20 protein-coding genes are annotated in these 24,008 nt (G+C 60.4%); 9 read left to right on the top strand and 11 right to left on the bottom strand.

Going from position 1 to position 24,008, the window contains the following annotated elements; all coding sequences use genetic code 11:
• Positions 1–43 precede the first annotated feature (43 nt).
• Complete coding sequence (locus YH3_RS05405; RefSeq protein ID WP_042451878.1) at positions 44–685, top strand: TetR/AcrR family transcriptional regulator; 642 nt, start codon at positions 44–46, stop codon at positions 683–685.
• A gap of 3 nt (positions 686–688) precedes the next feature.
• On the opposite strand, the gene YH3_RS05400 is transcribed toward YH3_RS05405, so the two are convergent.
• From YH3_RS05400 to YH3_RS05390, 3 genes are all read right to left on the bottom strand, one after another.
• Positions 689–2,227, bottom strand: coding sequence for a long-chain-fatty-acid--CoA ligase (locus YH3_RS05400; protein ID WP_064443084.1), 1,539 nt, complete (start codon positions 2,225–2,227; stop codon positions 689–691).
• Positions 2,228–2,318: 91 nt separating this feature from the next.
• On the bottom strand, positions 2,319–3,098 hold the full coding sequence (locus YH3_RS05395; RefSeq protein WP_064443083.1) for an SDR family NAD(P)-dependent oxidoreductase: 780 nt from the start codon (positions 3,096–3,098) through the stop codon (positions 2,319–2,321).
• Positions 3,098–4,810, bottom strand: coding sequence for a thiamine pyrophosphate-binding protein (locus tag YH3_RS05390; protein WP_064443082.1), 1,713 nt, complete (start codon positions 4,808–4,810; stop codon positions 3,098–3,100). The genes YH3_RS05395 and YH3_RS05390 overlap by 1 nt, the downstream gene beginning before the upstream one ends.
• A gap of 99 nt (positions 4,811–4,909) precedes the next feature.
• Here YH3_RS05390 and YH3_RS05385 point away from each other — a divergent pair, with 99 nt between their 5' ends.
• The 5 genes from YH3_RS05385 (at position 4,910) to YH3_RS05365 (ending at position 11,109) form a co-directional block, all read left to right on the top strand.
• On the top strand, positions 4,910–5,845 hold the full coding sequence (locus YH3_RS05385; protein WP_064443081.1) for a helix-turn-helix domain-containing protein: 936 nt from the start codon (positions 4,910–4,912) through the stop codon (positions 5,843–5,845).
• A gap of 112 nt (positions 5,846–5,957) precedes the next feature.
• A complete protein-coding gene (locus YH3_RS05380; protein WP_064443080.1) occupies positions 5,958–7,397 on the top strand; it encodes an aldehyde dehydrogenase in 1,440 nt (479 codons plus the stop codon).
• A 121-nt stretch (positions 7,398–7,518) separates the two neighbouring features.
• Complete coding sequence (locus YH3_RS05375; RefSeq protein ID WP_064443079.1) at positions 7,519–8,925, top strand: 4-hydroxyphenylacetate 3-hydroxylase N-terminal domain-containing protein; 1,407 nt, start codon at positions 7,519–7,521, stop codon at positions 8,923–8,925.
• A 32-nt stretch (positions 8,926–8,957) separates the two neighbouring features.
• Positions 8,958–9,941 (top strand): nitronate monooxygenase family protein, encoded by a 984-nt coding sequence (locus tag YH3_RS05370; protein WP_042451892.1) that lies wholly within the window; start codon positions 8,958–8,960, stop codon positions 9,939–9,941.
• 16 nt (positions 9,942–9,957) lie between these two features.
• A complete protein-coding gene (locus YH3_RS05365) occupies positions 9,958–11,109 on the top strand; it encodes an acyl-CoA dehydrogenase family protein (RefSeq protein ID WP_054826793.1) in 1,152 nt (383 codons plus the stop codon).
• Between the two features lie 78 nt (positions 11,110–11,187).
• On the opposite strand, the gene YH3_RS05360 is transcribed toward YH3_RS05365, so the two are convergent.
• The 7 genes from YH3_RS05360 to YH3_RS05330 form a co-directional block, all read right to left on the bottom strand.
• Complete coding sequence (locus YH3_RS05360) at positions 11,188–11,964, bottom strand: enoyl-CoA hydratase (protein WP_042451896.1); 777 nt, start codon at positions 11,962–11,964, stop codon at positions 11,188–11,190.
• 137 nt (positions 11,965–12,101) lie between these two features.
• Entirely contained in the window at positions 12,102–13,196 is a 1,095-nt protein-coding gene (locus tag YH3_RS05355; RefSeq protein ID WP_064443078.1) for a CaiB/BaiF CoA-transferase family protein, read from the bottom strand.
• Positions 13,193–14,740 (bottom strand): acyl-CoA synthetase, encoded by a 1,548-nt coding sequence (locus YH3_RS05350; RefSeq protein WP_064443077.1) that lies wholly within the window; start codon positions 14,738–14,740, stop codon positions 13,193–13,195. Before YH3_RS05350 ends, YH3_RS05355 begins: the two co-directional genes overlap by 4 nt.
• A gap of 59 nt (positions 14,741–14,799) precedes the next feature.
• Positions 14,800–15,768, bottom strand: coding sequence for an NADPH:quinone oxidoreductase family protein (locus YH3_RS05345; RefSeq protein WP_064443076.1), 969 nt, complete (start codon positions 15,766–15,768; stop codon positions 14,800–14,802).
• 199 nt (positions 15,769–15,967) lie between these two features.
• Positions 15,968–16,804: an SDR family oxidoreductase gene (locus YH3_RS05340; protein WP_019749697.1), complete on the bottom strand. Its 837-nt coding sequence runs from the start codon at positions 16,802–16,804 to the stop codon at positions 15,968–15,970.
• 40 nt (positions 16,805–16,844) lie between these two features.
• Positions 16,845–17,636 carry a maleylpyruvate isomerase N-terminal domain-containing protein gene (locus YH3_RS05335; protein ID WP_042451910.1) on the bottom strand — a complete coding sequence of 264 codons (792 nt, stop codon included), beginning with the start codon at positions 17,634–17,636 and terminating at the stop codon, positions 16,845–16,847.
• Between the two features lie 13 nt (positions 17,637–17,649).
• The gene (locus YH3_RS05330; protein ID WP_064443075.1) at positions 17,650–19,104 is read right to left on the bottom strand and encodes an aldehyde dehydrogenase; all 1,455 of its coding nucleotides are present in this window, start codon (positions 19,102–19,104) and stop codon (positions 17,650–17,652) included.
• Positions 19,105–19,219: 115 nt separating this feature from the next.
• Between YH3_RS05330 and YH3_RS05325 the strand changes: the two genes are divergently transcribed.
• Positions 19,220–20,224, top strand: coding sequence for an AraC family transcriptional regulator (locus YH3_RS05325; protein WP_064443074.1), 1,005 nt, complete (start codon positions 19,220–19,222; stop codon positions 20,222–20,224).
• Positions 20,225–20,266: 42 nt separating this feature from the next.
• Here YH3_RS05325 and YH3_RS05320 read toward each other — a convergent pair whose 3' ends face one another.
• Positions 20,267–21,154 carry a crotonase/enoyl-CoA hydratase family protein gene (locus YH3_RS05320; RefSeq protein ID WP_064111586.1) on the bottom strand — a complete coding sequence of 296 codons (888 nt, stop codon included), beginning with the start codon at positions 21,152–21,154 and terminating at the stop codon, positions 20,267–20,269.
• A gap of 160 nt (positions 21,155–21,314) precedes the next feature.
• Here YH3_RS05320 and YH3_RS05315 point away from each other — a divergent pair, with 160 nt between their 5' ends.
• Together YH3_RS05315 and YH3_RS05310 are read left to right on the top strand one after the other, a co-directional pair.
• Positions 21,315–21,902 (top strand): TetR/AcrR family transcriptional regulator, encoded by a 588-nt coding sequence (locus YH3_RS05315; RefSeq protein WP_042451920.1) that lies wholly within the window; start codon positions 21,315–21,317, stop codon positions 21,900–21,902.
• A gap of 642 nt (positions 21,903–22,544) precedes the next feature.
• Positions 22,545–23,909 carry an MFS transporter gene (locus YH3_RS05310; RefSeq protein WP_042451923.1) on the top strand — a complete coding sequence of 455 codons (1,365 nt, stop codon included), beginning with the start codon at positions 22,545–22,547 and terminating at the stop codon, positions 23,907–23,909.
• The last annotated feature ends 99 nt before the right edge of the window (positions 23,910–24,008 follow it).

The following is a 24,008-nucleotide window of genomic DNA, read 5'->3' as shown; positions in this document are numbered from 1 at the left end:
GTATCTCCCCGAGCATTATCGAGCGATAGCTAGGGGACCACGTATGGCCACGAAAGATTCGGCGAAGGACGCCACAGCCAGTTGGCGACGGATCGAGCCGCTCGAGCTGACTCCTATCCTGGAAGCCGCCCTCGAAGGATTCTACGACAACGGGTTCCACGGTACTTCGATACGCGAGATCGCACGCCGCGTCGGCGTGACGATCCCCGCCCTCTACTACCACCACCAGAGCAAAGAAGGGATCCTCCTTGCTCTGCTGGAGATTTCGACCAGTGACGTCCTCGCTCGTGCCCACAGCGCGTACGCCGACGGCGGAGACGACCCTCGACAACAGCTCACCAACGTCGTCGAAGCGATCGTGCTTCGTATGACGACCCGCTCTCGGTTGGCAGCCCTCGAGGGGGAAGTGCGCTACCTCAGCCCCGAACACCGACAGCGATATCGTGTCGTACGCAAGGGCGTCGAAGAATTGGTGCTCGGCATAGTCACCGAGGGTTCGGAACGAGGTCTCTTCTCAGTAGCAGACGTGCCCGAGACCACCCGCGCACTTCTCGCGATGTGCCAGTCGATTCCGCGCTGGTATCACGCCGAGGGAGAACTCACCCCGGAAGAGGTAGCTCAGAAGTACGCCGTCATCGCACTGAATACGGTTGGATGCAAGCCCGGCCGCAAGCGTGCACGTTGATTCTCATACTGTCGAATATCGCGCCCGAAGTTCGCGCTTGAGGATCTTGCCCGTAGCACCCAACGGAAGTTCCGTGACTATCTCGATGGACTTGGGGCACTTGTAGCCGGCAAGTCGGCTTCGAACGAAACCTGAAATCGAGTCGGTATCGAGTTGATGCCCTGCAGCAGCAACTACGACGGCTTTGACCGCCTCGCCCCACAGTGGATCCTCCACTCCAATGACGGCAACTTGGGATACTCCCGGATAGTCGGCGATGACCGATTCGACTTCGATGGGATAGACGTTCTCTCCACCCGTGATGATCATGTCCTTCATCCGATCGGTGATGTAGACGTAGCCCTCGCTGTCGACCCGTCCCACGTCGCCGGTATGGAACCACCCGTCGGTATCTATCGCAGCGGCAGTCTCTTCCGGCCGTCGGTAGTAACCTTCGGTCGTTTGCGGAGACCTGACATAGATCTCGCCGGCCTCGCCGACCGCAACTTCCTCGCCTTCCGGTGACATCACCTTCAAGTCCACCCAGGGGTAGGGTTTTCCGACCGAGCGCAGCAGTCCGACCTTCTCGCCGTCCACCGCATGGTCACAAGAATCGAGTTGTGTTACTGCTCCATGCGTTTCGGTCAGCCCGTAGACCTGGAACAGGGGCTTGCGGAACGTCTCGAGAGCTCGCTTCAAGACCCATGGTGTGATCGGCGAGGAACCGTAAGCGATGGATCGGAGAGTTGCGAAATTGCGCTCTCGCGCGCCTGGTACGTCGACCAGCATCCCGATGACGGAAGGCACGAGAAAGGTATTGGTGATACTCATCCCTTCCAGTACTTCCAACAGACCGGCAGGTGTGAATTCTGAGAGAACGACGTTATGGGCGCCATTCGCAAGTCCCACGAGCGCCCAACCCAATCCACCGATGTGGAACAGGGGCATCGCACACAAGCTGACCGAGGATTCGTCGAATCCCCATGGCCCGCCGGTTCGCGTGCATGCCTCCAGGTTCCTGTTGGATGTGAGAACACCTTTGGGTTTTGCCGTCGTTCCGGATGTATACAGTTGCAGTACAACGTCGTCCAGGCTTCCGCGCCATCCCGGATCGACCGAACTTGCGCCTGCCGATCGCGCTTCGTAGTCGAACTCCTCGGAACCGTCGATCTTCACGACACGCAGCTTCGCCCCTTCCGATGCCTGCACCGCCGAGACCACACCCTCGAATTCACTGTGGAAGAACAACACACGAGCGTCCGCGTCGGCGAGCACCTCGGCAACCTCGGCGCCGGACAACCTCCAATTGATCGGGATTGCCACTGCCCCGATCTTCGCTGCCGCAAGTACGATCTCGACGACTTGAGTCGAGCCTCTGTCCACCACGGCCACCCTGGTTCCAGATCTACAACCCAGGTCGAGAAGAACGTTGGCCAGCCGACTGGTGCGGAGGTCGAGCTCGGCAAACGTCATCGACCCGTCTCGACCTGTCAACGCGAGGGCGTCTGGTCGTGCAGCAGCGTGGCGTCGAGACTCATCGGCAAGGCGATATTGCGAGCACATCGTGAAAAGCCCTTTCTGGATTGGACGTAACTTCCGGCCCGGGCGCGTGGACGACACCGGGCGCTATCAGAACCGACGAACTCTCGACGAGCTATTGCATCGCCTCGATGTGTTTCATCACGTCCGGGTACCGACGTAAGTGGGCACCGCCGTTGACATCGAGAACCTCGCCCGTGATCCACGAAGAAGCATCAGAAGCGAGGAAGAACACCGCTTCGGCAACGTCGCGTGGCAACCCATTACGTCCGAGCGGAGTGTTCTCGGTGAAGTCCGCCTGAATAGCCGGCACACCGGTGAGACCCTCGACAAGTGGCGTTTCGACAAGACCTGGCGAAACCGCGTTGACGCGTATCCCCCGGTCTCCGAGTTCGAGTGCCGCAACCTCGGTGAGCATGGCGAGGCCAGCTTTGGCGGAGCAGTATCCTGCAAAACCTGCAGCCGCCTGGCGTGCGTTCAATGAGGTAATGGAGACGATCGATCCACCGGCAGTCATGGCACGCGCCGCATGCTTGATCACGAAGAAACCTCCGGTGAGACAGATGTCAACGGTTCGCCGCCAACTTTGCGCCTCCAAATCCGTTATGTAACCCGGCAGATTCACCCCGGCACAATTGACCGCGATATCCAGCCGACCATGCTGCGCCTGGGCCCCCTCGAATATCACCTTGACCGATTCTTCGTCGACGACGTCGACCCGGACTGCTTCAGCTCGCCCACCGAGTTCTACGGCGCGTTTCCGCCCGCCTTCGATGTCGATGTCGCCTATCACGACGCTCACACCTTCGGCAGCCAGCAATTGCGCTGTTGCCCAACCGATACCGGATGCTCCGCCGATCACGACGGCTACTGCACCTTCCATTCGCCCCGGCATCAGCGAGGAATGTTCTCGTAGTACGGGACAACGATTTCGTCAGTACTTGTGACGTCACCGAGCATCATCGTCGTGATGGGGTGGACTACGTGCGGGTCCACCTCGACGTTGATACATGCGGGAACTCCCGCGTCGAACGCGCGTTTCATAGCGTCGGCGATGGAGGCGACATCCTTAACACGCTCACCGTATCCACCGAAGGCCTCGGCGATCTTCTCGTATGCGCTGTCTGCGAGTTCGGATACGACAATTCCTTCGTCCCCGTACACCGCTTCCTGGCCGTGGATCGACATTCCCCACACTGCATTGTTGAATATCACTGTCACAACAGGTATTCCATGACGGGCCATTGTGTCGAATTCCTGGATGTGGAATCCTGCCGCGCCGTCACCGGTAATGAGCACAACGGGTGATTCCGGTCGTGCCCGATGTGCGCCGATTGCGAAACCGGGCCCCACACCCAGGCATCCGAGGTAGCCGAGCCTCAAGACACCACCAACCTCTTCGGTGGTAGTGAAGAACTCGCCCCACGACGGCGCCTCGGCACCGTCCATCACGAAAGTAGTACCGGGCGGGCAGGCTTCGACGATCGCGCGCGCTGCAAAGTACGGATGCGCCTTACCGCTTTCCGTCGCTTCGTCCTCGAAACCATGCCGGTGCGCATGTTTCGCACTGGTGGCGGCATCGACCCAGGAACTCCAATCGGGCCATTGACGTTGATCAGCAGCAGTTTTCAAAGCGATGAGCGCTTCTCGACAGTCGGCAAGTATCGGAACGTCCACGTCCTGCATACGCCCGATTTCGGACGCGTCGACGTCGATCTGGACCAACCGCGCACCGGGGAACAAGCTGGTGCGTCCGCCGGTGAACATCCCGGCTCGGGCACCGACAACGAATACCACGTCGGGGGTCGGATACCCAAGGGCAGGTAACGAGCCGATCGCCAACAGTCCGCCGCCGGCCAGTCGATGGCTTGCGGGTACCGCTCCATCGGACTTCCCGGGGTAGAACACCGGCACGTCCACCGTTTCCGCGAACGCCACCAGCGCCGCGCTCGCATGGGAGAAAGTGACGCCACCTCCGATCACAATGGCGGGGTTCGTCGCTTCACCGAGCAGATCGAGAGCGGCCTCGACCGCTGCAGCAGTCGGCCCCGACCTCGCACTCACGGTGTAGTTCACCGGAAATCTCACGGTGTCTTCGTCGGCTTCACCGAACATCACGTCGATCGGCACTTCGAGCAGCACCGGCCCCGGAATTCCGGTCGTCGCCTTACGAATTGCCAGAGCAACTATCTCGGGGACGCGTGCCGGATCGGTGATGCGGTATGCCCACTTGGTCACCGGAACAGCTGCGGCAATCTGATCGAAACCACCCTGAAGCGGATTCGTCTCGGTCTCACGCATCGGCGGAGCACCGACGACGAAGATAGTCGGCGTGCGATCGAGGAGTGCATTGGTCAGCGCGGTGTAGACATTCGTGAAGCCCGGGCCGGAGGTGACTACACAAACGCCGTAATTGCCCGTCACTCGCGCGTACGCATCCGCAGCGTGTCCCGCAGTGGCTTCGTGTCGGGTGTCGGTGAGCCGGATGCCGTGACGTCGACAGGCCACGAGGAAAGCATCCAAGTGCCCTCCGTGCAGGGTGAAGACATCGGTTGTGCCCGCTTCAGCTAGTGCTCTGGCAAGTAATTCGCCACCGTTGACAATCATGTATTTCCTTCCGGAGTTTGCCGCTTGATTAACGATCGCTAAGTCATTCCACTGTATCGTGGGTCACAGTGCGACGCCAGAGTGGCATTATGCGAACACATGGCACGAAATTCCCCTCAAACCGATCGAATCGTCATGCTGACCGAACTGCTGGCATCCGACCCCACGGCGGGGCGGAGCCTCGCCGATATCGCACGACACCTCGGCGTCGCAAAGGCGACCTGCTACCCCATGGTCGTCGCTCTCGCCGAGGCCGGCTGGCTCGTCCGTCACCCGATCCGCAAGACCTACCAACTCGGCCCGGCGCTAGTCCCCATCGGCCAAGCCGCTTCCCGCGCAATCGATGTCGTCGATCTTTCACGCACCGTCATGCAAGAACTGGCCGACACATCCGAACTGGCCTGTCTCGGATTCATCCGATCCGGCGCCGACCTCGTTGTCGCCGAGGCAATTCAACCGCTCTCCAAGCGCAGCGGAACTCTCGGCTTGCGCATCGGCGACAATGTGCTGATGGCACCTCCACTGGGTGCAGGCCTTGCCGCATGGTTCGACGAGAACGACCTCCACGAATGGTTTCTCCTCGGCAAGGAGGCATTGGACACGGAGGCCGCACTTCTACGGTCGGAGTACGAGCCAATCCTCACGGCCATTCGAGAGCGCGGGTTTGCCGTGGAATGCTTTCGCCAACAAGAACGTTCAATTTCCGACGCCGTCGCCGAGATGCGCGGCCCGGGAGTCGGCGGCCAGAGGGCAGCACTCGCACTGAGAGAAGCGCGACGTCTTCTGTCCGCGGATGTCGCGGTCGGAACACTCGACCTCGACGGCAATTATCAATTGCTGTCCGTCAATGCCGTCGCCTTCGCCCAGGACTCGACACAGGCGCTGATCCTCTGCTTGGTCGATGCCCCGTCACCACTGACCGGGGAGCGGATCGCCGCACTGGGCAAGCTCGTGAGTGAAGCCGCCGATCAGGTCACCACTCTCATGCACGGCCGGACACCTCGACCATTGACATCCACAGGCGGAGCAACATAGCTTGTGAGTCAAATGACTTATGTAACGATCGCTAAGTCATGAGTGTGGCGGTTTGCCTACGTCCACGTGAGCGCCCCGATCCCCGCACACCCACCCACCGCAAGGAGCCTGCATGATTCTCACTCACTCCGCCCTTTACATAGACGGAACCTGGCAATCACCGACGATTTCGGACGCCATCTCGGTGCACTCGGCCAGTACAGAAGAGAAGATCGGCAGCGTGCCGGGCAGCGCAACCAACGACGTCGATTCTGCCGTCGCGGCGGCGGGCCGGGCCTTTCGGACGTGGTCGCGACTCGAGCCTGCCGACCGAGCCGACGCCTTGGATCGATTTGCCACAGCCTTGGGGCGTCGCGCCGACCTCACAGCCCGATTGGTCAGCCAGCAGAACGGAATGCCCGTATCGATCTCCACTGTCGCTGAAGGACAGGGACCTTCAGGGCTTTTGAGCTATTACGCCGCGCTTGCCCGCACGACCGAGCTCGAAGAACCCCGTCACGCGCTGGCCGGAACGGGAACCACCATCGTTCGGAAAGAACCGATCGGTGTTATTGCCGCGATTGCACCGTGGAACTTCCCATCTCTTCTCGCAATGATGAAAATCGCCCCCGCGCTCGCATCGGGATGCACCGTCGTACTGAAGCCGTCACCCGAGACCTTGCTCGACGCGTTCGTCCTCGCCGAGGCCGCAATGGAGGCCGGTCTTCCTGCCGGTGTTCTCAACATCGTCACCGGCGGACCCGAAATCGGCAAATACCTCGTCGCTCATCCGGGTGTACACAAGGTCGCGTTCACTGGCTCTACACCGGCAGGCCGACACATCGGAGCAACCTGCGGACGACTTCTGCGTCCGGTATCGCTCGAACTCGGCGGCAAGTCCGCCGCAGTCATTCTCGACGATGCGGACCTCGACGCGACGATGGCAGGTTTGGCGACGGCATCGTTGATCAACACTGGACAAACCTGCTACGCCTCGACAAGAATTCTCGCGCCCGTCGGACGCTACGAGGAAGTGCTCGATGCCGTCACCGCAATGGTCGAGTCGCTGCCGGTGGGCGACCCGTTGGATCCCACCACCTTCATCGGCCCTCTCGTGAGCGCCGGGCAGCGCGAACGTGTCGAGTCCTTCATCGCCGCAGGCACTGCGGAAGGCGCACGGATCACGACCGGCGGATCACGACCGCGCACACTCGAGCGCGGATGGTTCCTGGAGCCAACCGTTTTCGGTAACGTCTCCGCAAACCACACGATTGCAACCGAAGAGATCTTCGGCCCCGTACTCTCTGTCATTCCATACACCGACGAGGCACAGGCCATCGCAATCGCCAACGATTCCGAGTACGGCCTCGGTGGAACCGTGTGGACTGCCGACTTCGACCGCGGGATGGAAATAGCCCGCTCAGTCGATACCGGTTCGTTCGGGATCAACGGCTACACACTCGATTTCGGGGCACCGTTCGGAGGCACCAAGGCCAGCGGCATCGGTCGCGAGCTTGGACCGGAAGGCCTGGCCGCATACTTCCAGACCAAATCGATCTTCACCACGGCCTGATTCGTCACCTGCGCCATCAATGGCCGGAAATCGTCGAGCACATGATGATTGCACACTTATTTAACGATCGTTAAGCTAAGTTGAATGCAATAACCGCGACAGAAGATCAAGGAAGTATTCAGTGGCCGTGCGATCCAGTGACCAGTACCGAAAAGGGCTCAGCGACGATCGCCGAGTCTTCTACCGAGGCAAGAAGATTTCCGATGTCTACGCCGAACCCGAACTGACTCTCGCAGTAGATCATTCAGCACTGTGCTACGACATCGCCGACGATCGACCCGACCTCGCGGTCACCGATGTCGACGGCGACCCAGTCAGCGCGTTCTACGTGGCGCCGACATCTGCGGACGACCTGATTCGTCGCGGCGCCCTGATCGAGGAAGTATCGCGGCGCGGCGGCGGAACCATCGTCCTCAAAGAGGTGGGCAGCGATGCGCTGTTCGCCCTTCTTCGTGCAACCAGCGGTGAAGGTCTCGAGAATGCGCGCGCTTTCTACAAGCGGGTCTGCGACGGCGATCTCGCACTCGCCGTCGCGCAAACCGACGTCAAGGGTGACCGGTCACTTGGACCGCGCCAACAGGCAGACCCAGACCTCTACCTGCACATCGTCGACGAGGACGCCGACTCCATCACCGTGCGCGGCGCGAAGTGCCACACTTCGTTCTCGGCGAACGCCGACGAGTTGATCGTGCTGCCCACCCGCGCAATGGGCCCCGAAGACGCCGACTACGCAGTGTCCTTCGCCATCCCGATCGACACACCAGGTCTCGAGCTGTACGTCTCTCCCTACGCAGCCGGAGAACGCAACTCCTTCGAATTTCCGATCTCCACGAAACACAAACTCCTCGAATCGCTCACCGTCTTCAACGATGTCCGAGTACCGAAAAATCGAGTCTTCCTCAACCGTCAACCCGAACTTGCCGGACCACTCGCGTTGGCGTTTGTCGATTACCACCGTTTCACCGCCATCAACTACAAGTTGCCCCTACTCGACATCATGGTCGGAGCAGCTTCACTGATCGCCGAGGCCAACGGCATCAACAAGGCAGGCCACGTGAAGGGCAAGATCACCGAACTGATCACCTGGAGCGAGACCGTGCGCGGACTGGCTCAACTCGCCGCCGTTCGATCAAAGCCAGGAGCACACGGTGTCAGGCAACCAGATCCGCTTGCCGTCAACATGGCCAAATACCACTTCGCACATGGATTCCACAACGCGGTCGCCATCCTCACCGATCTCTCAGGTGGCCTCCTCGCCACCGGCCCCGGCGGTGAAGACTGGGAGAATCCCGAAATTCGTGTAGTTCTCGAAAAATACTACGCTGCAGCAGTTCCTGCCGAAAAGCGTCTCCGTCTACTCAACTTCATTGCGGATCTGACCGCCCGCGACTACGGCGGATATCAGTCAGTCCTGGCCACGCACGCAGAAGGATCACTCGAGGCCGAGAAACTGCAGATCTCACGCTCCTTCGATCCGACGAGGGCACGCGAATACGTCAGTGACCTCGCCGGAATATCCCACCTCTGACCATTCGTCCCGAGAGAACAACAAGGATTTTCATGATCTCGACAGCATTCACGGAAACGTTCGGCGTTCGCCACCCCATCGTCCAAGGTGGAATGCAGTGGGTCGGCAGAGCAGAACTCGTCGCAGCCGTTGCCAATGCCGGCGCATTGGGATTCATCACTGCACTCACGCAGCCGACGCCGGCCGACCTGGCGAACGAAATCGCCCGATGCCGCGACCTGACCGACCAACCGTTCGGCGTCAACCTCACAATTCTGCCGTCGATCACGCCACCGCCGTACGACGAGTACCGCCAGGTGATCGTCGACTCAGGCGTGAAGATCGTCGAGACCGCAGGTTCCAATCCCGGTCCTCACCTGCCGATCTTCCATGACGCCGGAATCAAAGTGCTCCACAAGTGCACAACAGTCCGACATGCGGTCAAAGCACAGGATCTCGGTGTCGACGGAATCAGTATCGACGGATTCGAGTGCGCCGGCCATCCAGGGGAAGACGATGTCGCAGGCTTGGTCTTGATTCCAGCTGCCGCAGAAAAGATTTCGATACCCATGATCGCTTCCGGCGGCTTCGCCGATGCACGTGGTCTGGTCGCCGCGCTGGCGCTCGGAGCAGACGGCATCAACATGGGTACGCGATTCATGTGCACCACCGAGTCTCCGATCCACCAGAACATCAAAGAAGCCATCGTCGCTGCAGACGAAACACAGACCGAACTGATCTTCCGACCACTCCGCAACACTGCACGCGTGGCAAGCAACATCGTCAGCCGAGAGGTTGTCGACATACTCTCCCGCGGCGGACAATTCGAGGATGTGCGCGACCTGGTAGCAGGAGCGCGTGGGCGAAGCGTATACGAAACCGGTAATCCCGACGCCGGTATCTGGACGGTCGGCACATCACAGGGGCTGATCCACGACATCCCCACCGTCGACGAGTTGGTCCAGCGCATGGTGTCCGAAGCAGAGGCCATCATCGGGGCACGCTTGCGTTCGATGACCGAACGCGTTTCCGTCTAGGACAGGAGAGCAACCCATGCGTCGAACACTGTTCACAGCCGACCACGAGGCCTACCGAGAGACTGTGCGCGAGTTCATTGCCCGCGAGATCACGCCTCACTACGACAGCTGGGAAGAAGCCAGGCTCGTCGACCGATCAGCGTGGCTCGCGGCCGGCAAGATGGGTATTGTCGGCCTGGCCGTCCCCGAACAATACGGAGGCTCGGGTGAACTCGACTACCGGTACCGGTACGTGGTCGCCGAAGAGATCGCCCGTACCGGCACCACCTCGTTCGGCGCCGGACTAGGCCTTCAGGATGACATCGTCATTCCGTACATCGCCGACCTCGGCACAGACGAGCAGAAAGCACGTTGGCTACCTGGTATGGCTGCCGGTGAACTCATCTGCGCCATCGCGATGACCGAACCGGGTACCGGCAGTGATCTGCAAGGCATCAAGACCTCCGCTGTTCGAGATGGCGACGACTGGATCTTGAACGGACAGAAGACGTTCATCACCAGCGGAATTCACGCCGACATCGTCATCGTTGCGGCCCGCACCGATCGCAAAGCGGGGTCGCGGGGATTCAGCCTCCTCGTGGTCGAACGCGGGATGGACGGATTCACCCGCGGTCGCAAACTCCACAAGGTGGGGTTGGCGGGTCAAGACACAGCCGAGTTGTCGTTCGACAACGTAAGAGTCCCGGCAAGCAACCTCCTGGGCGAGGAGGGCGGAGGCCTCATTCATCTCATGGAGCGTCTTCCCCGTGAGCGTCTGTCGATCGCCGCGAGCGCAATCAGTTCCGCGCGTGCGGCCTACGAATGGACCAAAGACTACGCGTTCGACCGCACCGCCTTCGGCAAGCCGATCGGCGACTTCCAGAACACTCGATTCGCCCTCGCCGAGATGCTGACCGAGATCGACGTGACACAGGCATACGTCGACAACGCCGTCCTGGCCATCAACGACGACCAACTGTCAGCAGTCGAAGCGGCACAGGCGAAGTGGTGGGCCAGCGAACTTCAGAAGCGCGTCGTGGATCGTTGCGTACAACTACACGGTGGATACGGCTACATGATGGAGTACCCGATCGCCCGGGCCTACGTAGACAGCCGAATCCAGACCATCTACGGCGGAACCACCGAAATCATGAAGGAGATAATCGGTCGCGACATCGCAAAGAGTTGATCAGCACCGAGAACGACCGTGGTCCCGAACATCCTGTGTTCGGGACCACGGTCGTTGTAAGCGCCGTTCTCGCTTCGTCTATCCGAAGACTGCTGCGCGCTTTTCCTGAAACGCCGCAACTCCTTCGGCAAAATCACCACTACCCAACAGGTCGATCTGGCCTACGCGCTCGCGTGTGAACGCATCACCGAGTTCGGTGAGCGTAGCGTCGTTGATCGCCTTCTTGGTAAACCGAAAAGCAGGGGACGACCCGGCGACCAATCGGTGGGTCAGGTCTGCCAATTCCACCGCGAAGGCGTCGTCCTCGCACACGTGTGAGACCAGGCCGCAGTCGAAAGCATCTCGAGCGGATAATCTTTCGGCCAGCAGCGCCATGCGCATCGCGCGCGCGCGACCGATCGACGCTGCCACCAGTGCGGTAGCTCCACCGTCCGGCATCAATCCCACCTTGGTGAACGCGAGCAGAAAGTAACTCGACTCCGCCGCGAGCACGAGGTCGCACGCCAAAGCCAGCGAAACACCCACACCTGCGGCAGGGCCTCGTACCGCAGCGACCACCGGAAACGGAAACTCTCGAATGGTCTGCACCAAGGCATTGGCGGCATCGATCGTGTCCGCCGACGGCGGACCGGACAACGTCACGTCCGCGAGGTCCGCGCCCGTGCAAAAGGCCTTGCCCTCTCCTTCGAGAACCGCCACCCGCACGTCCGAGGATTGTGCGTGCTCGACGAAGATCGTGGCAAGTCTCTCCAGGGTTTCGGTAGTCAACGCGTTCATTCGCGCTGGCCTGTTGACAACTATGCGGAGCACCCCGCCGTCTTGGCTCGCGTAGACATCCGGTCGCGTTTCGGTCATTGAAATTCCTTGTCAGTCAGACTCGATCGAGTTGTGCTACAAAAGTTGATCTTCGCGATCCATCGACGATGAGTAGGGGGCAACGTAAGAACGATCGAGAGAGGCTGTCGCGACATTCCTCACCTGTACTTCTTCCCTCAGCCGCCCAGCCAATCCTTCGTCACGACGGTGGTGTCGGCCCCGGGTGGCCGAGCACCTAACGGCTGCTCAGTCCTGGAACGGGAGAACCGCGGCGCGGGTGCCGCCTGCACTATTCCGTCGGCCTCGACAAGAGTTCCCCGCTGGGCAAGATGCGGGTGCAGCGCGGCTTCGGCGAGACTCAGGACAGGAGCAACACAAGCGTCCGTCGATTCGAACAACGCTGCCCAGGCGTCTCGCGTGCGCGACGAAAACGCCTCCGTGAACCGTTCTCGGATTGTGGGCCAACCCCTTCGATCCATCTGTTCAGGCAACGATTCCGGCGCGATATCCAGGCCTTGGAGGAGCGCCGCGTAGAACTGCGGTTCGAGGGCACCGACTGCTACGAACTTGCCGTCCGAACATTCGTAGGTGTCATAGAACGGCGTGGAACCGTCCAGGAGGTTGGTTGCACGTGAGTCACTCCACTGTCCGCTCCCTCGCAACGACCACATCATCTGCGCCAACACCGAAGTTCCGTCGACAATTGCGGCATCGACCACTTGTCCTTTGCCCGAACTCTCTCGCTCGTACAAGGCAGAGACGATTCCGAGGATCAAGAACATGGAGCCACCGCCGAAGTCCCCGACGAGGTTCAGCGGAACCGTGGGTTTCTCGGCCGGACCGATGGCGTGCAGGACTCCGGTCAGCGCCAGGTAAGTAATGTCATGCCCCGCCCGCTGCGCGAGTGGGCCGTCTTGGCCCCATCCGGTCATACGTGCGTAGATCAGCCGGCTGTTGAGTTCGGTGCACACGTCGGGACCGAAACCCAGCCGCTCGGTCACACCGGGCCGAAAACCTTCCAGGAGCACATCGGCTTTCGAGACGAGGGCTCTCACCAGCTCTCGGCCTGACTCGGTCTTGAGGTCGGCTTCCACCGACCGTCTCCCCCGCAAAAGTTGGTCCTGCTCCCGTGGCGAGATCTCGAGTCCACCAGACGGACGCTCGACTCGAACTACGTCCGCTCCGAGATCTGCAAGCATCATCGCAGCGTGTGGCCCCGGCCCCAACCCGGCGAGTTCCAGCACGCGAACACCGTGCATCGGGCCGCTCATCCGACGGATACCTCCCCTGAATAGTGTTCGCGCAGTTTCCCTTTGACCAGTTTTCCGGTCGGAGTTCGAGGTAGATCCGTACTGAACACGAGTCGCCTCGGCAACTTGTACTTGGCGATCTGTCCGCGCAAATGAGAAAGCAGTTCGTCGCGAAGCGCATCGCCGGCTTCGGCTTCGGGGACTGGCTCGACGACAGCCATCACTATCTCCCCCATCTCGTCGTCGGGCAACCCGATCACCGCCGCGTCCAATACCGAGGAATGCTCGATCAGCACGTTCTCGATCTCCTGCGGGTATATGTTCACACCACCCGAGATGATCATGAAGGACTTACGGTCGGTCAGAAACAGATAACCCTCCTCATCCATGAAGCCGACATCACCCGTAGTCGTCCAGGTCGGGTGGGCGGGATGCTGTGCTTCCTTGGTCTTTTCGGGCGCATTGTGATAATTGAAGGGCAATTCGTCACGTTCGAAGTACAGCGTACCCACCTCGCCGGAGGGTAGATCTTCGCCGTTCTCCCCACATACGTGGAGCACTCCCAGTGCGGCTCGCCCCACTGTGCCCGGCTTTCGCAGCCACTCGTCCGAGTGAACAATGGTCATGCCGTTGAGTTCCGTCGAGGAGTAATATTCGTCCAGAATCGTTCCCCACCAATCGATCATCTTTCGCTTCACATCGACAGGGCACGGTGCGGCTGCGTGGACGGCAAGTCGCAGAGACGATATGTCGTAACGGTCTCGGGTTTCCTGTGGCAGTTTGAGCATGCGCACGAACATTGTCGGCACCCACTGGCTGTACGTGACGCGATAATGCTCGATGTATTCCAGGGCCTTTTCCGGATCGAACCGATTCATCATCACTACGGTGCCACCCAGCGCCTGGACCGACGCGCACGTCCGGAGCGGAGCGGCATGATAGAGCGGCGCCGGGGACAGATAGATGTCGTCTTCGGTTACACCCCAAACACTTTGGTTCATTGTCGTCATCTGATCGCCGGGATCCTGTATCCGGCGATTCGGTAGAGCCGGTTTGATGCCCTTGGGACGGCCGGTTGTTCCCGACGAGTACAACATGTCGGCGCCGCGCGGTTGATCCGGGAGCGGTATGTCCGACTCCATGTCAGCCGCCTGGTCGAGGGAGTCGTATCCGTCTAGTTGACCGCCGAAGGAAAGCCTGGTCACCTGCCGGGGAACGAGTTCGGACAGCGTCTCTGCCAGCTCGCCCAGAGCAGCATCGACGATGACTACCTTTGCCTCGCAGTCCTCAACGATGTATGCACCTTCCGGAGCGGTCAGGTGCCAGTTGACCATCGTCAGGTAGACACCGGATCGCATAGCCGCCCAGTAGATGTCGAAGACCTGAACGTTATTGGTGGCGAGCACGGCCAGGTTGTCGCCTCGCCGCAACCCGAGTCCGTGGAGCACTCGCGCAATCCGAATCGAATTCGATTCCAATTGCGCGAACGTCACCGCTTCACCGGTCTCGGCAACGATTACCGCGGCCTTATCCGGGTTTGTCGCAACATACGCTCCGGGATACATGGTTTACTCCAAGGTTCGTTCGCTAAGGTCGTTTGTTCACAAAGTTGTTCGTGTAGAGATCATTCGAGAGACAGCGCGACTTTTCCTACCGCCGTACGCTCACGCAACGACTTCAATGCATCGGCGGCACGCGCCAAGGGGTAGAGGGTGGGCTCGGGCACCCTCAGAGCTCCCGACTCGAGCAGGGGGTAGAGCTCCTGCCATTGACGCGCCAGATACTTGGGATCAGTTTTCAGATATTCACCCCATCCTGCACCGGTAACCGAAATATTCTTCAGGAGAAGTCGATTGACTTTGACCGTGGGAATATCACCGCCGGTGAATCCCAAAACGACCAGGCGCCCGTTCGGCGCAAGGCTGCGCAGGCTGTCGGTGAAGCGGTCACCACCGACCGGATCGAGAATGATGTCGACACCGCGCCCATTCGTAATCCCTTGGACGCGTTCCTTCCACCCGTCGACCGACACGACGTGCGTTGCCCCGGACTCCGCGGCGATTTTCTCCTTCTCGCCTGTACTCACGACAGCGACGGTCTCCAGACCGAGCGCTGACGCGACATGCAACGCGGCCGTACCCAATCCACCGGCCGCGCCGTGAATCAGGACGGTCTCGCCGGCACGGTATCGCGCGCGTTCGTCGAGGGCGAAATGCGCAGTCAGATAATTCAGGAGAAATCCCGAGCCGGCCGAGAGCGAGACCGCATCAGGCAGAGCAAAGACATTGGACGGCGCGACCGCAACGGTCTGCTGCCACGCACCTTCCCCGGCCGTAAGCACGGCCACGCGCCGCCCGGGTGTGAAGCCGGACCCGGGTGGCGCGCTCCGAACGGTACCGGCGCCCTCAACCCCTAGCGCGCAGGGTAATTCGCGCACCGTTTGGTAGCTGCCCGTGGTCTGGAGAAGATCGGGGAAACTCACTCCGGCGGTGTGCAGATCAATTACCACCAGTGCCGGATCGACAGGTTCGTCGACATCGACCAACGACAGACCTCCGGGCCCCGTCGCCTCCACCAAGTGGACTGCTTTCATTCAAACTCCTCGGACTGGTCCCGGCGACTTCGTTGACAAACGGAATCCGCCGTAGCAACAGTTTAACGATCGTTAAGTAGGACTCTACGGCGACAGGCAGACCATGGCAATGGCGTCTGCCCGCGGGACGCCCCCGGGCCGTCGTCCTCGACGATGTTCGCGAAGCCACACTGGCAGGGAGCGGTTTTCGATCAGGTCGTCAGTACAGGTAATCCTCGCCGCTGGCGCGCACGGTTATGTCACTGATGCTGATACCCCATGGTTGATCAATGATGTGAACAACAGCGTCGGCCAGATCGTCGGGCTTGATCAGCCAGTATTCGATGGAGTCGACGTCCTTCTGCCCGGGGCTGAGGGTGCCGTCGGTTAGATGCCCGACGTTCTCCATGTAGGTTCCCGCACGTTGACCGGTGAGACCCAGGATCGCGTTCTCATTGACGATCCAGCTCGCCAAGTTTGTTCCTGTCACGCCTGTGGGCTTGACCGTCGTCACCTTGATCTTGCCCTTGGCTTCGATTCGCAGTGAATCCGAGATCGTGGTGACTGCAGCCTTGGTCGCGCTGTAGACGCCGGAACCGTCGATGCCTGCGTTTCCGAAGATCGACGAGATGTTGACGACTTGACCGCGTCCCTGCTCGATCATCTGGTCGTATACGGCGGAGATTCCGTTCACGACGCCCTTGATGTTGATGTCGATTGCCTTGTGCCACTTCTGCCACGCACGTTCGTGATCGGCGAAATACGCGAGAGGCATGACGCCTGCGTTGTTGACGAGTACGTCGAGCGCTCCGTACTCCGAAATGCCGTGCTGCGCCGCGGCGATGACCTGATCCATGTCGGTGACGTCGGCAATCTTGTAGGTACCGGTGAATCCCGCGGCCGCGATACCGTCAAATACAGTCTTCAGGCCCGCCTCGTTGATGTCCACGCCGACGACTTTGGCGCCCTGCGCTGCCACCTTCTCGGCGATGAGTTGACCGAACCCACCGCCTGCACCGGTGATGAGAATGACCTTGTCCTGCAAGTACTGAGACATAGCTGTTTCCTCTTGTTCTGGATCTCGGGTTCGTTGTGGGTCAGACGATGTCGATGGCATCGAGGACTGCGGCGACGGTCTTGCGGTCGCCGGAAACCTCGACGGCAGACCGCCATGCAGATCGGGTGGTCCCCCACCGCAGGAATTCGGTGGCCTGGGTGGTCGCGACGTTCTCCGGCACGTCGTCAGCTTCGGTGACGGTCACTCCCCCATCGCCATGAGAGATGACGAAAGTGCGCTCGGTGGCGCCGTTGAGGCGCAGTGCCACAGGCGATGTCAAGGCGGCGGCGACAGCTTCGCCGCACATCTGCGGGAGCCCCGCAACCATCCAGTCGATCGCCGGATCGACAGCGGCCGCCACGTCGATCTCACCGTGAGGAAACGGTCCGAACGGCGACAGAAGATCCGACGTCAAATGGACGAGATGGTCGAACGACACTGCGTCACTGAGCTGATGAAGGCGATAAGTCCCGAGGTCGAGCATCTCGAGTGTGTTGTTGCGAAGCTCCTCTGTCTGCAGCGCGGCCAACGTCGCGAGTCCCGCTTCGGATTGTTCCCGGTAGTAGTCCAGGATCTGCTCGTGCGGTAGATCGGCACGCTCGCGGACGGCAGCATCGTTGAGCCGCTCGGACTTTCCACTGGGGTTCGGCGGGAACACCAGATCCGGATCGGCGATGAAGTTGAAGAAGAACGCCATGTGACCGATGAGATCGTGGACGCGCCAACCGTGGCACGCACTGTCTGCTTCCCACTCGGTCGTGCCGAACTGCTCGGCGATTTTCACTGTGTTTTCTGCCAGCGCACGAGCGCCGGCGAGTCCTGCGTCGGACATGGTGGCTCGATTCTTACGAGGATGCGAGGAAAATGGATTTGAGCTGCTGGTACGCCGCGAGCCCTTCGGGACCGAGTTCACGACCCAGGCCGCTGGCTTTGACTCCACCGAACGGTGAACCCCAGTCGAGGTTGAAGGTGTTGACACCGAACGAGCCGGTCTCGACACGTCGAGCAATTGCGATACCGCGTTCCTCGTCGGAGGTCCATACAGTCCCACCGAGGCCGTACTCGGAGTTGTTGGCAAGCGCGACAGCCTCATCGACGTCGTCGTATGAAATGACTGACAGCACCGGCCCGAATACTTCCTGCCGTGCGATGGTGCTGTCGTTGTCGACATCGGCGAACACCGTGGGCTGCACGAAGAATCCGGTGTCGAGGTCGGCGGGGCGTCCGCCACCCGTGGTGACAGTTCCGCCCTCCGAGCGTCCCTGGTCGATCAAGGACAGCACACGTTCCTGTTGCCTTGCGCTTACCATCGGGCCGACGAACGTCGACGGTTCCATCGGGTCGCCGACCTGCAGACCCTCGGCCATCGCGGTAATGGCGTCGACGTACGTCCGACTATGGCTGCGGGGAACCAAGATTCGAGTCGACATATAGCACGTCTGCCCACTGTTGAGCAGGGATGCAGTTGCCAGACCGGTTACCGTCTCCTCGACATCCGCGTCGTCGAGGACCAGGGCCGCCGACTTGCCACCCAACTCCAAGGTAACGGGGCGAAGCATACCGCCACACACCGTGCCGATGTGTCGACCGGCCGCAGTGGATCCGGTGAAGGCTACCTTGTCGATCCCGGGATGCGCCACGAGATACTGACCGATCTCCGGTCCGCCAGTCACGATGTTGATGACACCCGCGGGAAGTTCTGCCGCAATGGCGGCTTCGGCCAATATATAAGAGTCCAAGGTGGTTTCGGGAGAGGGTTTCAGCACGACGGTGCATCCCGCAGCAAGAGCCGGGGCGATCTTGAACATCGAAAGCACAGCCGGGAAGTTCCAGGGCGCGATGGCAGCAACGACACCGATCGGCTCGCGTCGCACGATTGTCGTACCCGGCATCGGTTGGCTGGCCCGTCGCTCTTCGGTAGGCATCGACTCGGCGAGGCCTGCGCAATAGCGCAAAAGCTGGACGGGTGCGGCCCCCTCGGCGAAACGGGCGAGCTCGATAGGCATGCCGTTCTGGTGAGTGACCGCCGACGCGCGGTCTTCGGATCGTTTCTCGAGTTCGTCGGCGAACCTGCGGATGACACGCGCACGTTCTGCGGCGGAAAGATCGGCCCAGTCATTCCGTCGCAACGCTTTTCGAGCCGCTGATACAGCTGCGTCGACATCCGTCGATACGGAGGCGGGGAACGAGCCTATCTGCTGCTCTGTGAAAGGTGATACGGCTCGGATGATTTCGGAAGTATCCGGTGATCTCCACAGTCCATCGATGAACAGTGCAGTGCGGTCGGTGAGTGTTGTCATTTCTGGCTCCTCCAGGGATGGCGCTCGACGTTGAACCAGCCAACCTGTGTTGATCATCACTGCTCAGGCGACGAGAAAATTGACATCATGCGCCAATTTATTTACATTTCGACACATGGCAGATCTGATCAGTGCCTCGTCGCTGACGCGACTGCCCGAGTTGATCTCCGAACTCGGTGGAGATCCGTACGAATTCCTCGACCGTGTGGGCATCGATCCGGCCATCATCGGCGCGTACGACCACTTCTTGCCGTTCAGTGCCTTGTCCACGCTGCTCGGACTCTGCGCGGATGAATTGGAGTCGCCCGACTTCGCACTCAGGCTCGCAGGCAGACAGGACCCGGACATTCTCGGTCCGGTTGCCATCGCGGCCCGCAGTGCCGAGACAATCGGAGATGCGTTGCATGACGTCGCCCGATACGCGCACGTGTACAGTCCGGCGTTGGCGGTCGATCTGACAGTCGGCGACACCGAGGTGTCCTACGGACTCGATACCGTGCTGCATCGACTTCCGTATCGGTCCCACGTCGTGGAACTGGCGATGGGCGTAACGCTTCAGACGTTCCGGATGATGGCCGGCCCGGATTTCCATCCGACGCACATCTCGTTTCAACATCCACGTATCTCCGAAATGCGCAGGTACGTAGAGCATTTCGGTTGTTCCGTCGAGTTCAGCTCGGATCGGAATCTGTTGACCTTTCCGCGCGGAGTCATGCAGCGCCACCTGCCCCGGGTGGATCCGTTGGCCTACGACTTCGCCGTGCGTTTCATGGCGGGTCGAGATCCGGATGTCGCGTTCCACGACGCGGTGTCGGCTTTGATCGTGCGTTCCCTGCCTGCGGGTGCAGCCACACTGAAGCAAGTCGCGACATTGATGATGCTGCACCCGCGAACATTGCAGAGACGATTGGCGTTGGAAGGCAAGGCGTTCGAATCGCTCGTCGACGATTCACGACGCGAACTTGCTCTCGGTCTTCTCTCGAACAGAGACGTGTCCCTCTCCGAAGTGTCACGCCAACTCGGCTATTCCGAACCGAGCACCCTCACTCGAAGCTGTAGGCGTTGGTTCTCCACAACGCCCCTGGAGAAGCGGAGGGCACTTACCCGCCGCACTGGTTGACCGCATGAGCTACAACGCCGACGGTTCGAAGGTCGTAGCGGCTCACCACCGGGGGCGTGGGAGATGGGATGAGAACAGATCTGGCATTGCGTCACTGCAACGGTCGGGAAACACCGCCTCTCGCTTTTCCAGAAACGCCGCAACACCTTCACGAACGTCAGCCTGAGCACCGCGAGCATTAATTCCGATGCTCTCGACGCGATGCGCGACCATGGGATGTTCGACTCCCAGCATGCGCCAGATCATCTGACGCGACAGGGCAACCGATACCGGCGCGCTGTCACGGGTCAGGCTATGCGCGAGCGCCGTCGCCTCCCCTGGAAGATCTTCGCGCGAATGCAGTCGGTAGACCAACCCGGCCGAAAATGCTTCCGCAGCAGTGAAGATCCGTCCGGAGTAGATCCAGTCGAGGGCTCGCTGGAGCGGAACCAGTTTCGGCAGCAACCACGACGAACACGACTCTGGCACGAGTCCTCGCCGATTGAAGACGAAACCCATCCTGGCGTCGTCGGCGGCCAAGCGAAAGTCGGCCGCAAGAGTCATGGTGATACCCACGCCGACCGCCGGTCCGTTGATGGCCGCAATGATCGGCTTCAATGAATCGAACATTCGCAGGACGACGCGTCCGCCGCCGTCCCGACGTAGATCGTCACCGTCCCGACGTAGATCGTCACCGTCCGCGTCAGTTCCGTTCGACTCGGCGCTCCATTCGGAGAATGTCTCTGCCCCCGAGGACAGATCTGCCCCCGCGCAAAACGCGCGGCCCGCTCCCGTCAGGATCACCGCGCGCACAGCGTCGTTCGCGTCGGTGGAGTCGAACGCTTCGATGAGCTCGTTTTCCATCGTCGTGGTGAATGCGTTCAGCTTGTCCGGTCGATCGAGGGTGATCACGGCGATACCGTCTTCGATACTCATCGATATGTGTTCCACAGGTACCTCTTTCTCCGGGTGGCGATCAGCGAACGATAATCGGTATTCTGCCCATATCGGCAGTTCAAGACGGTTCCTTTCCATCAGGTGTGTCCCGCGACTGTTCGGCTCTAAGCTGGGCAAGACGCAGGCACCGAGGAAATGAGAAGGAAACCGAACAATGAGTGGGGCGAAGACAGTCGTTGTCCGGCAACTCATACTCGATTCCGCTGTCCGAAACATGAACGAGCGCGGCTATCACGGGACGTCCATGCGTGACATCTCCGCCGGCGCCGATCTCACTGTCGCGTCCATCTACCATCACTTCAAATCCAAGCAGGAAATCCTTCAAGAAATCATGATTCGGGCGCTCCACGACGCCATCAGCATGACCCGCAGTGCACTGCTGCGCTCCGGCGGCGACCCGAAAGACCAACTGCAAGCAATCGTCCGCGCTTGGGTCATGTTCCATACGACCAGGCGCGAAGACGCCCTCGTAGGAGCGACAGAATTGCGCAGCTTGGACGAATCGGGTCACCGTCTGGTCGTAACCCTGCGTGACGAGCAGGAAAGCATGTTTCGCGACGTCGTCGAACGCGGCATTGAAGAAGGTGCTTTCCACACTCCCTTTCCCCGAGATGCCGTGCGCGCCATCATCAACATGGGGCAGCAAGTCTGTGTGTGGTGGCGCGTCGACGGACCGATGAATGCGGAAGATATCGCGTCTCGGTACTGCGCATTGGCGACCGCGATGATCGAATCAAGCTGAGCTGGGCGACACCTCCGCCAAAGAAGATCTGAAGGGTCGCATTGGCTGAAGCCACTCAACGCCGTCGATGTGCGAGACCAGCGTGCCTCGACTTTCGTCCGCACCCCCGCCGCTCGAATCGGTATCTCCATTCCTGAGACCTGCATCACTGACTAATCATCATCTCAGGCGAACGATCGTTTGGCAACAGATTTCGAATCGCACCCTCCTTGCGGAGAAAGTCGCTGCAAAAACGCACTTTTCCCGACTATTGACATTTAACGATCGCTAGGTCAATGATGACTCGCAGCCGAACGATCGTTTGGCAAATTCGGAACGAAGGAGTGCGGGCCACATGACCACCTCCGCATTGCCACGAGATGACGCTGCACACGTCGCCGGCGGCCTCGACGTGGTCACCTTCGCCACCCGACTTTGCGAGCGCCTCCGGTACGGCAATGGCGGCGAGATATGACTTCTCGTATCGAAGAACCCACTCGCACTTGGATATTGCGTCACCACCTTTCGACCCAATACCCGGCGAGCACGATTCCGTCTGGTGCCGGCGCTCGGGACAAGCTCGTCGTCGGCCGCACACCCAACTTGCCGCAACTCACGTCCTGACCGAACTCAACTGAACGACCCCACAGAGAGCGAATCGCGATGACCAACAACACCGAATCTGCGGTGGAGCGCCCGGGCAGATCTCGGCGCGCGTCCTTTGCAGCCGCTATCTCCACTTCCCTGGAGTGGTACGACTTCTTCATCTACGCGACTGCCGCCGCGCTCGTGTTCAACTCGACGTTCTTCGCCACCGACAGCGAGGTGGTCGCTGCAATGAGTTCGTTTGCCACCGTCGCAGTCGGATTCATCGCCCGTCCTATCGGTGGTGTGCTCGCCGGTCATTTCGGTGACCGGTACGGCCGAAAGCCGGTGCTCGTTGCCGCCGTGGTCCTCATGGCGGTGGCAACCTCCTTGGTGGGTTTCGTCCCCAACACCAATGTCGTGTGGCTTGCCCCGGCCATCCTCGTGACGCTGCGAATCTGCCAGGGCTTGGCCGTGGGAGCACAGTGGGGCGGGGCCGTATTGCTGGCCACCGAGAACGCACCGGCGGACCGCCGCGGGCTCTTCGGCAGCTTCGCCCAACTCGGTGTTCCGATCGGTGTGGTGCTGGGCAATATCGTGTTCCTGGTCCTGACAGCAACTCTTGCGGCTGATTCGTTCCTCTCCTGGGGATGGAGGATCCCGTTCTGGATCAGCTTGGTCATGCTTCCAGTGGCATTCCTCATCCATCGCTATCTCGAAGAAACCCCCGAGTTCAAGGCACTCGCAGAAAAACTCGCCGAATCTCCGGTCGTTCGGAAGTCCCCCATTCTCGAAGTGCTCAAGAAGAATCCAGGCACAGTCCTCGCTGCAGCAGGCGCCAATGCCATCGGCGTGATCTTCTTCTACACGATGATCACCGGTTCGGTTCAGTTCGCGACCACCTACCTGGAAATACCGCGGTCGACGGTCCTCACCTACATCCTGATCGCATGTGCAATACAGATTCCCCTGGTTCCGCTGGCGGGATATCTGTCCGACCTCTACGGTCGCAAACTGGTCTTCGGCCTCGGCACCGCAGCCATGATGCTCTGGGGTATCCCGATGTGGCTGATGATCGGTGGATCCAGCCCGGACACGATCTGGCCGTTTGCCGTCGCGGTTATCGTCGGCGTAGTAGCAATGTCCCTCCAAACTGGCACGCAGGGAACACTATTCGCTGAACTGTTCCCACCGGAGATTCGATTCTCCGGCGCTTCACTCGGTTATCAGATCTCCGCAATCATCGGAGGTTTCGCGCCGATGATCATGGTGATGCTGATCAACGGAAATCCGGACAACGCATGGAAGGTCGGTTCCTTCCTCGCCGCTGCCGGTGCTATCGGATTGATCTGCCTCTACGTGATCATTCGCCGATACTCCGGAACCTCGCCGACCGTCGCAAGCACCCGTGTGGAGACCGCGAACGCTCAGTACGCATCATGATCAACCTGGGGTGAGTGGTCTCGATGCCACTCACCCCAGGTTTTCGGGTACGAGAAATCACTGTCGGCGACTGCCGATAAAGTGGCGTCCACAAGTCGA

Source organism: Rhodococcus sp. YH3-3, from assembly GCF_001653035.1.
In the GTDB taxonomy this organism is placed as follows: Bacteria; Actinomycetota; Actinomycetes; order Mycobacteriales; family Mycobacteriaceae; genus Rhodococcus_F; species Rhodococcus_F qingshengii.
This window is presented reverse-complemented; position numbering and strand designations above follow the sequence as displayed.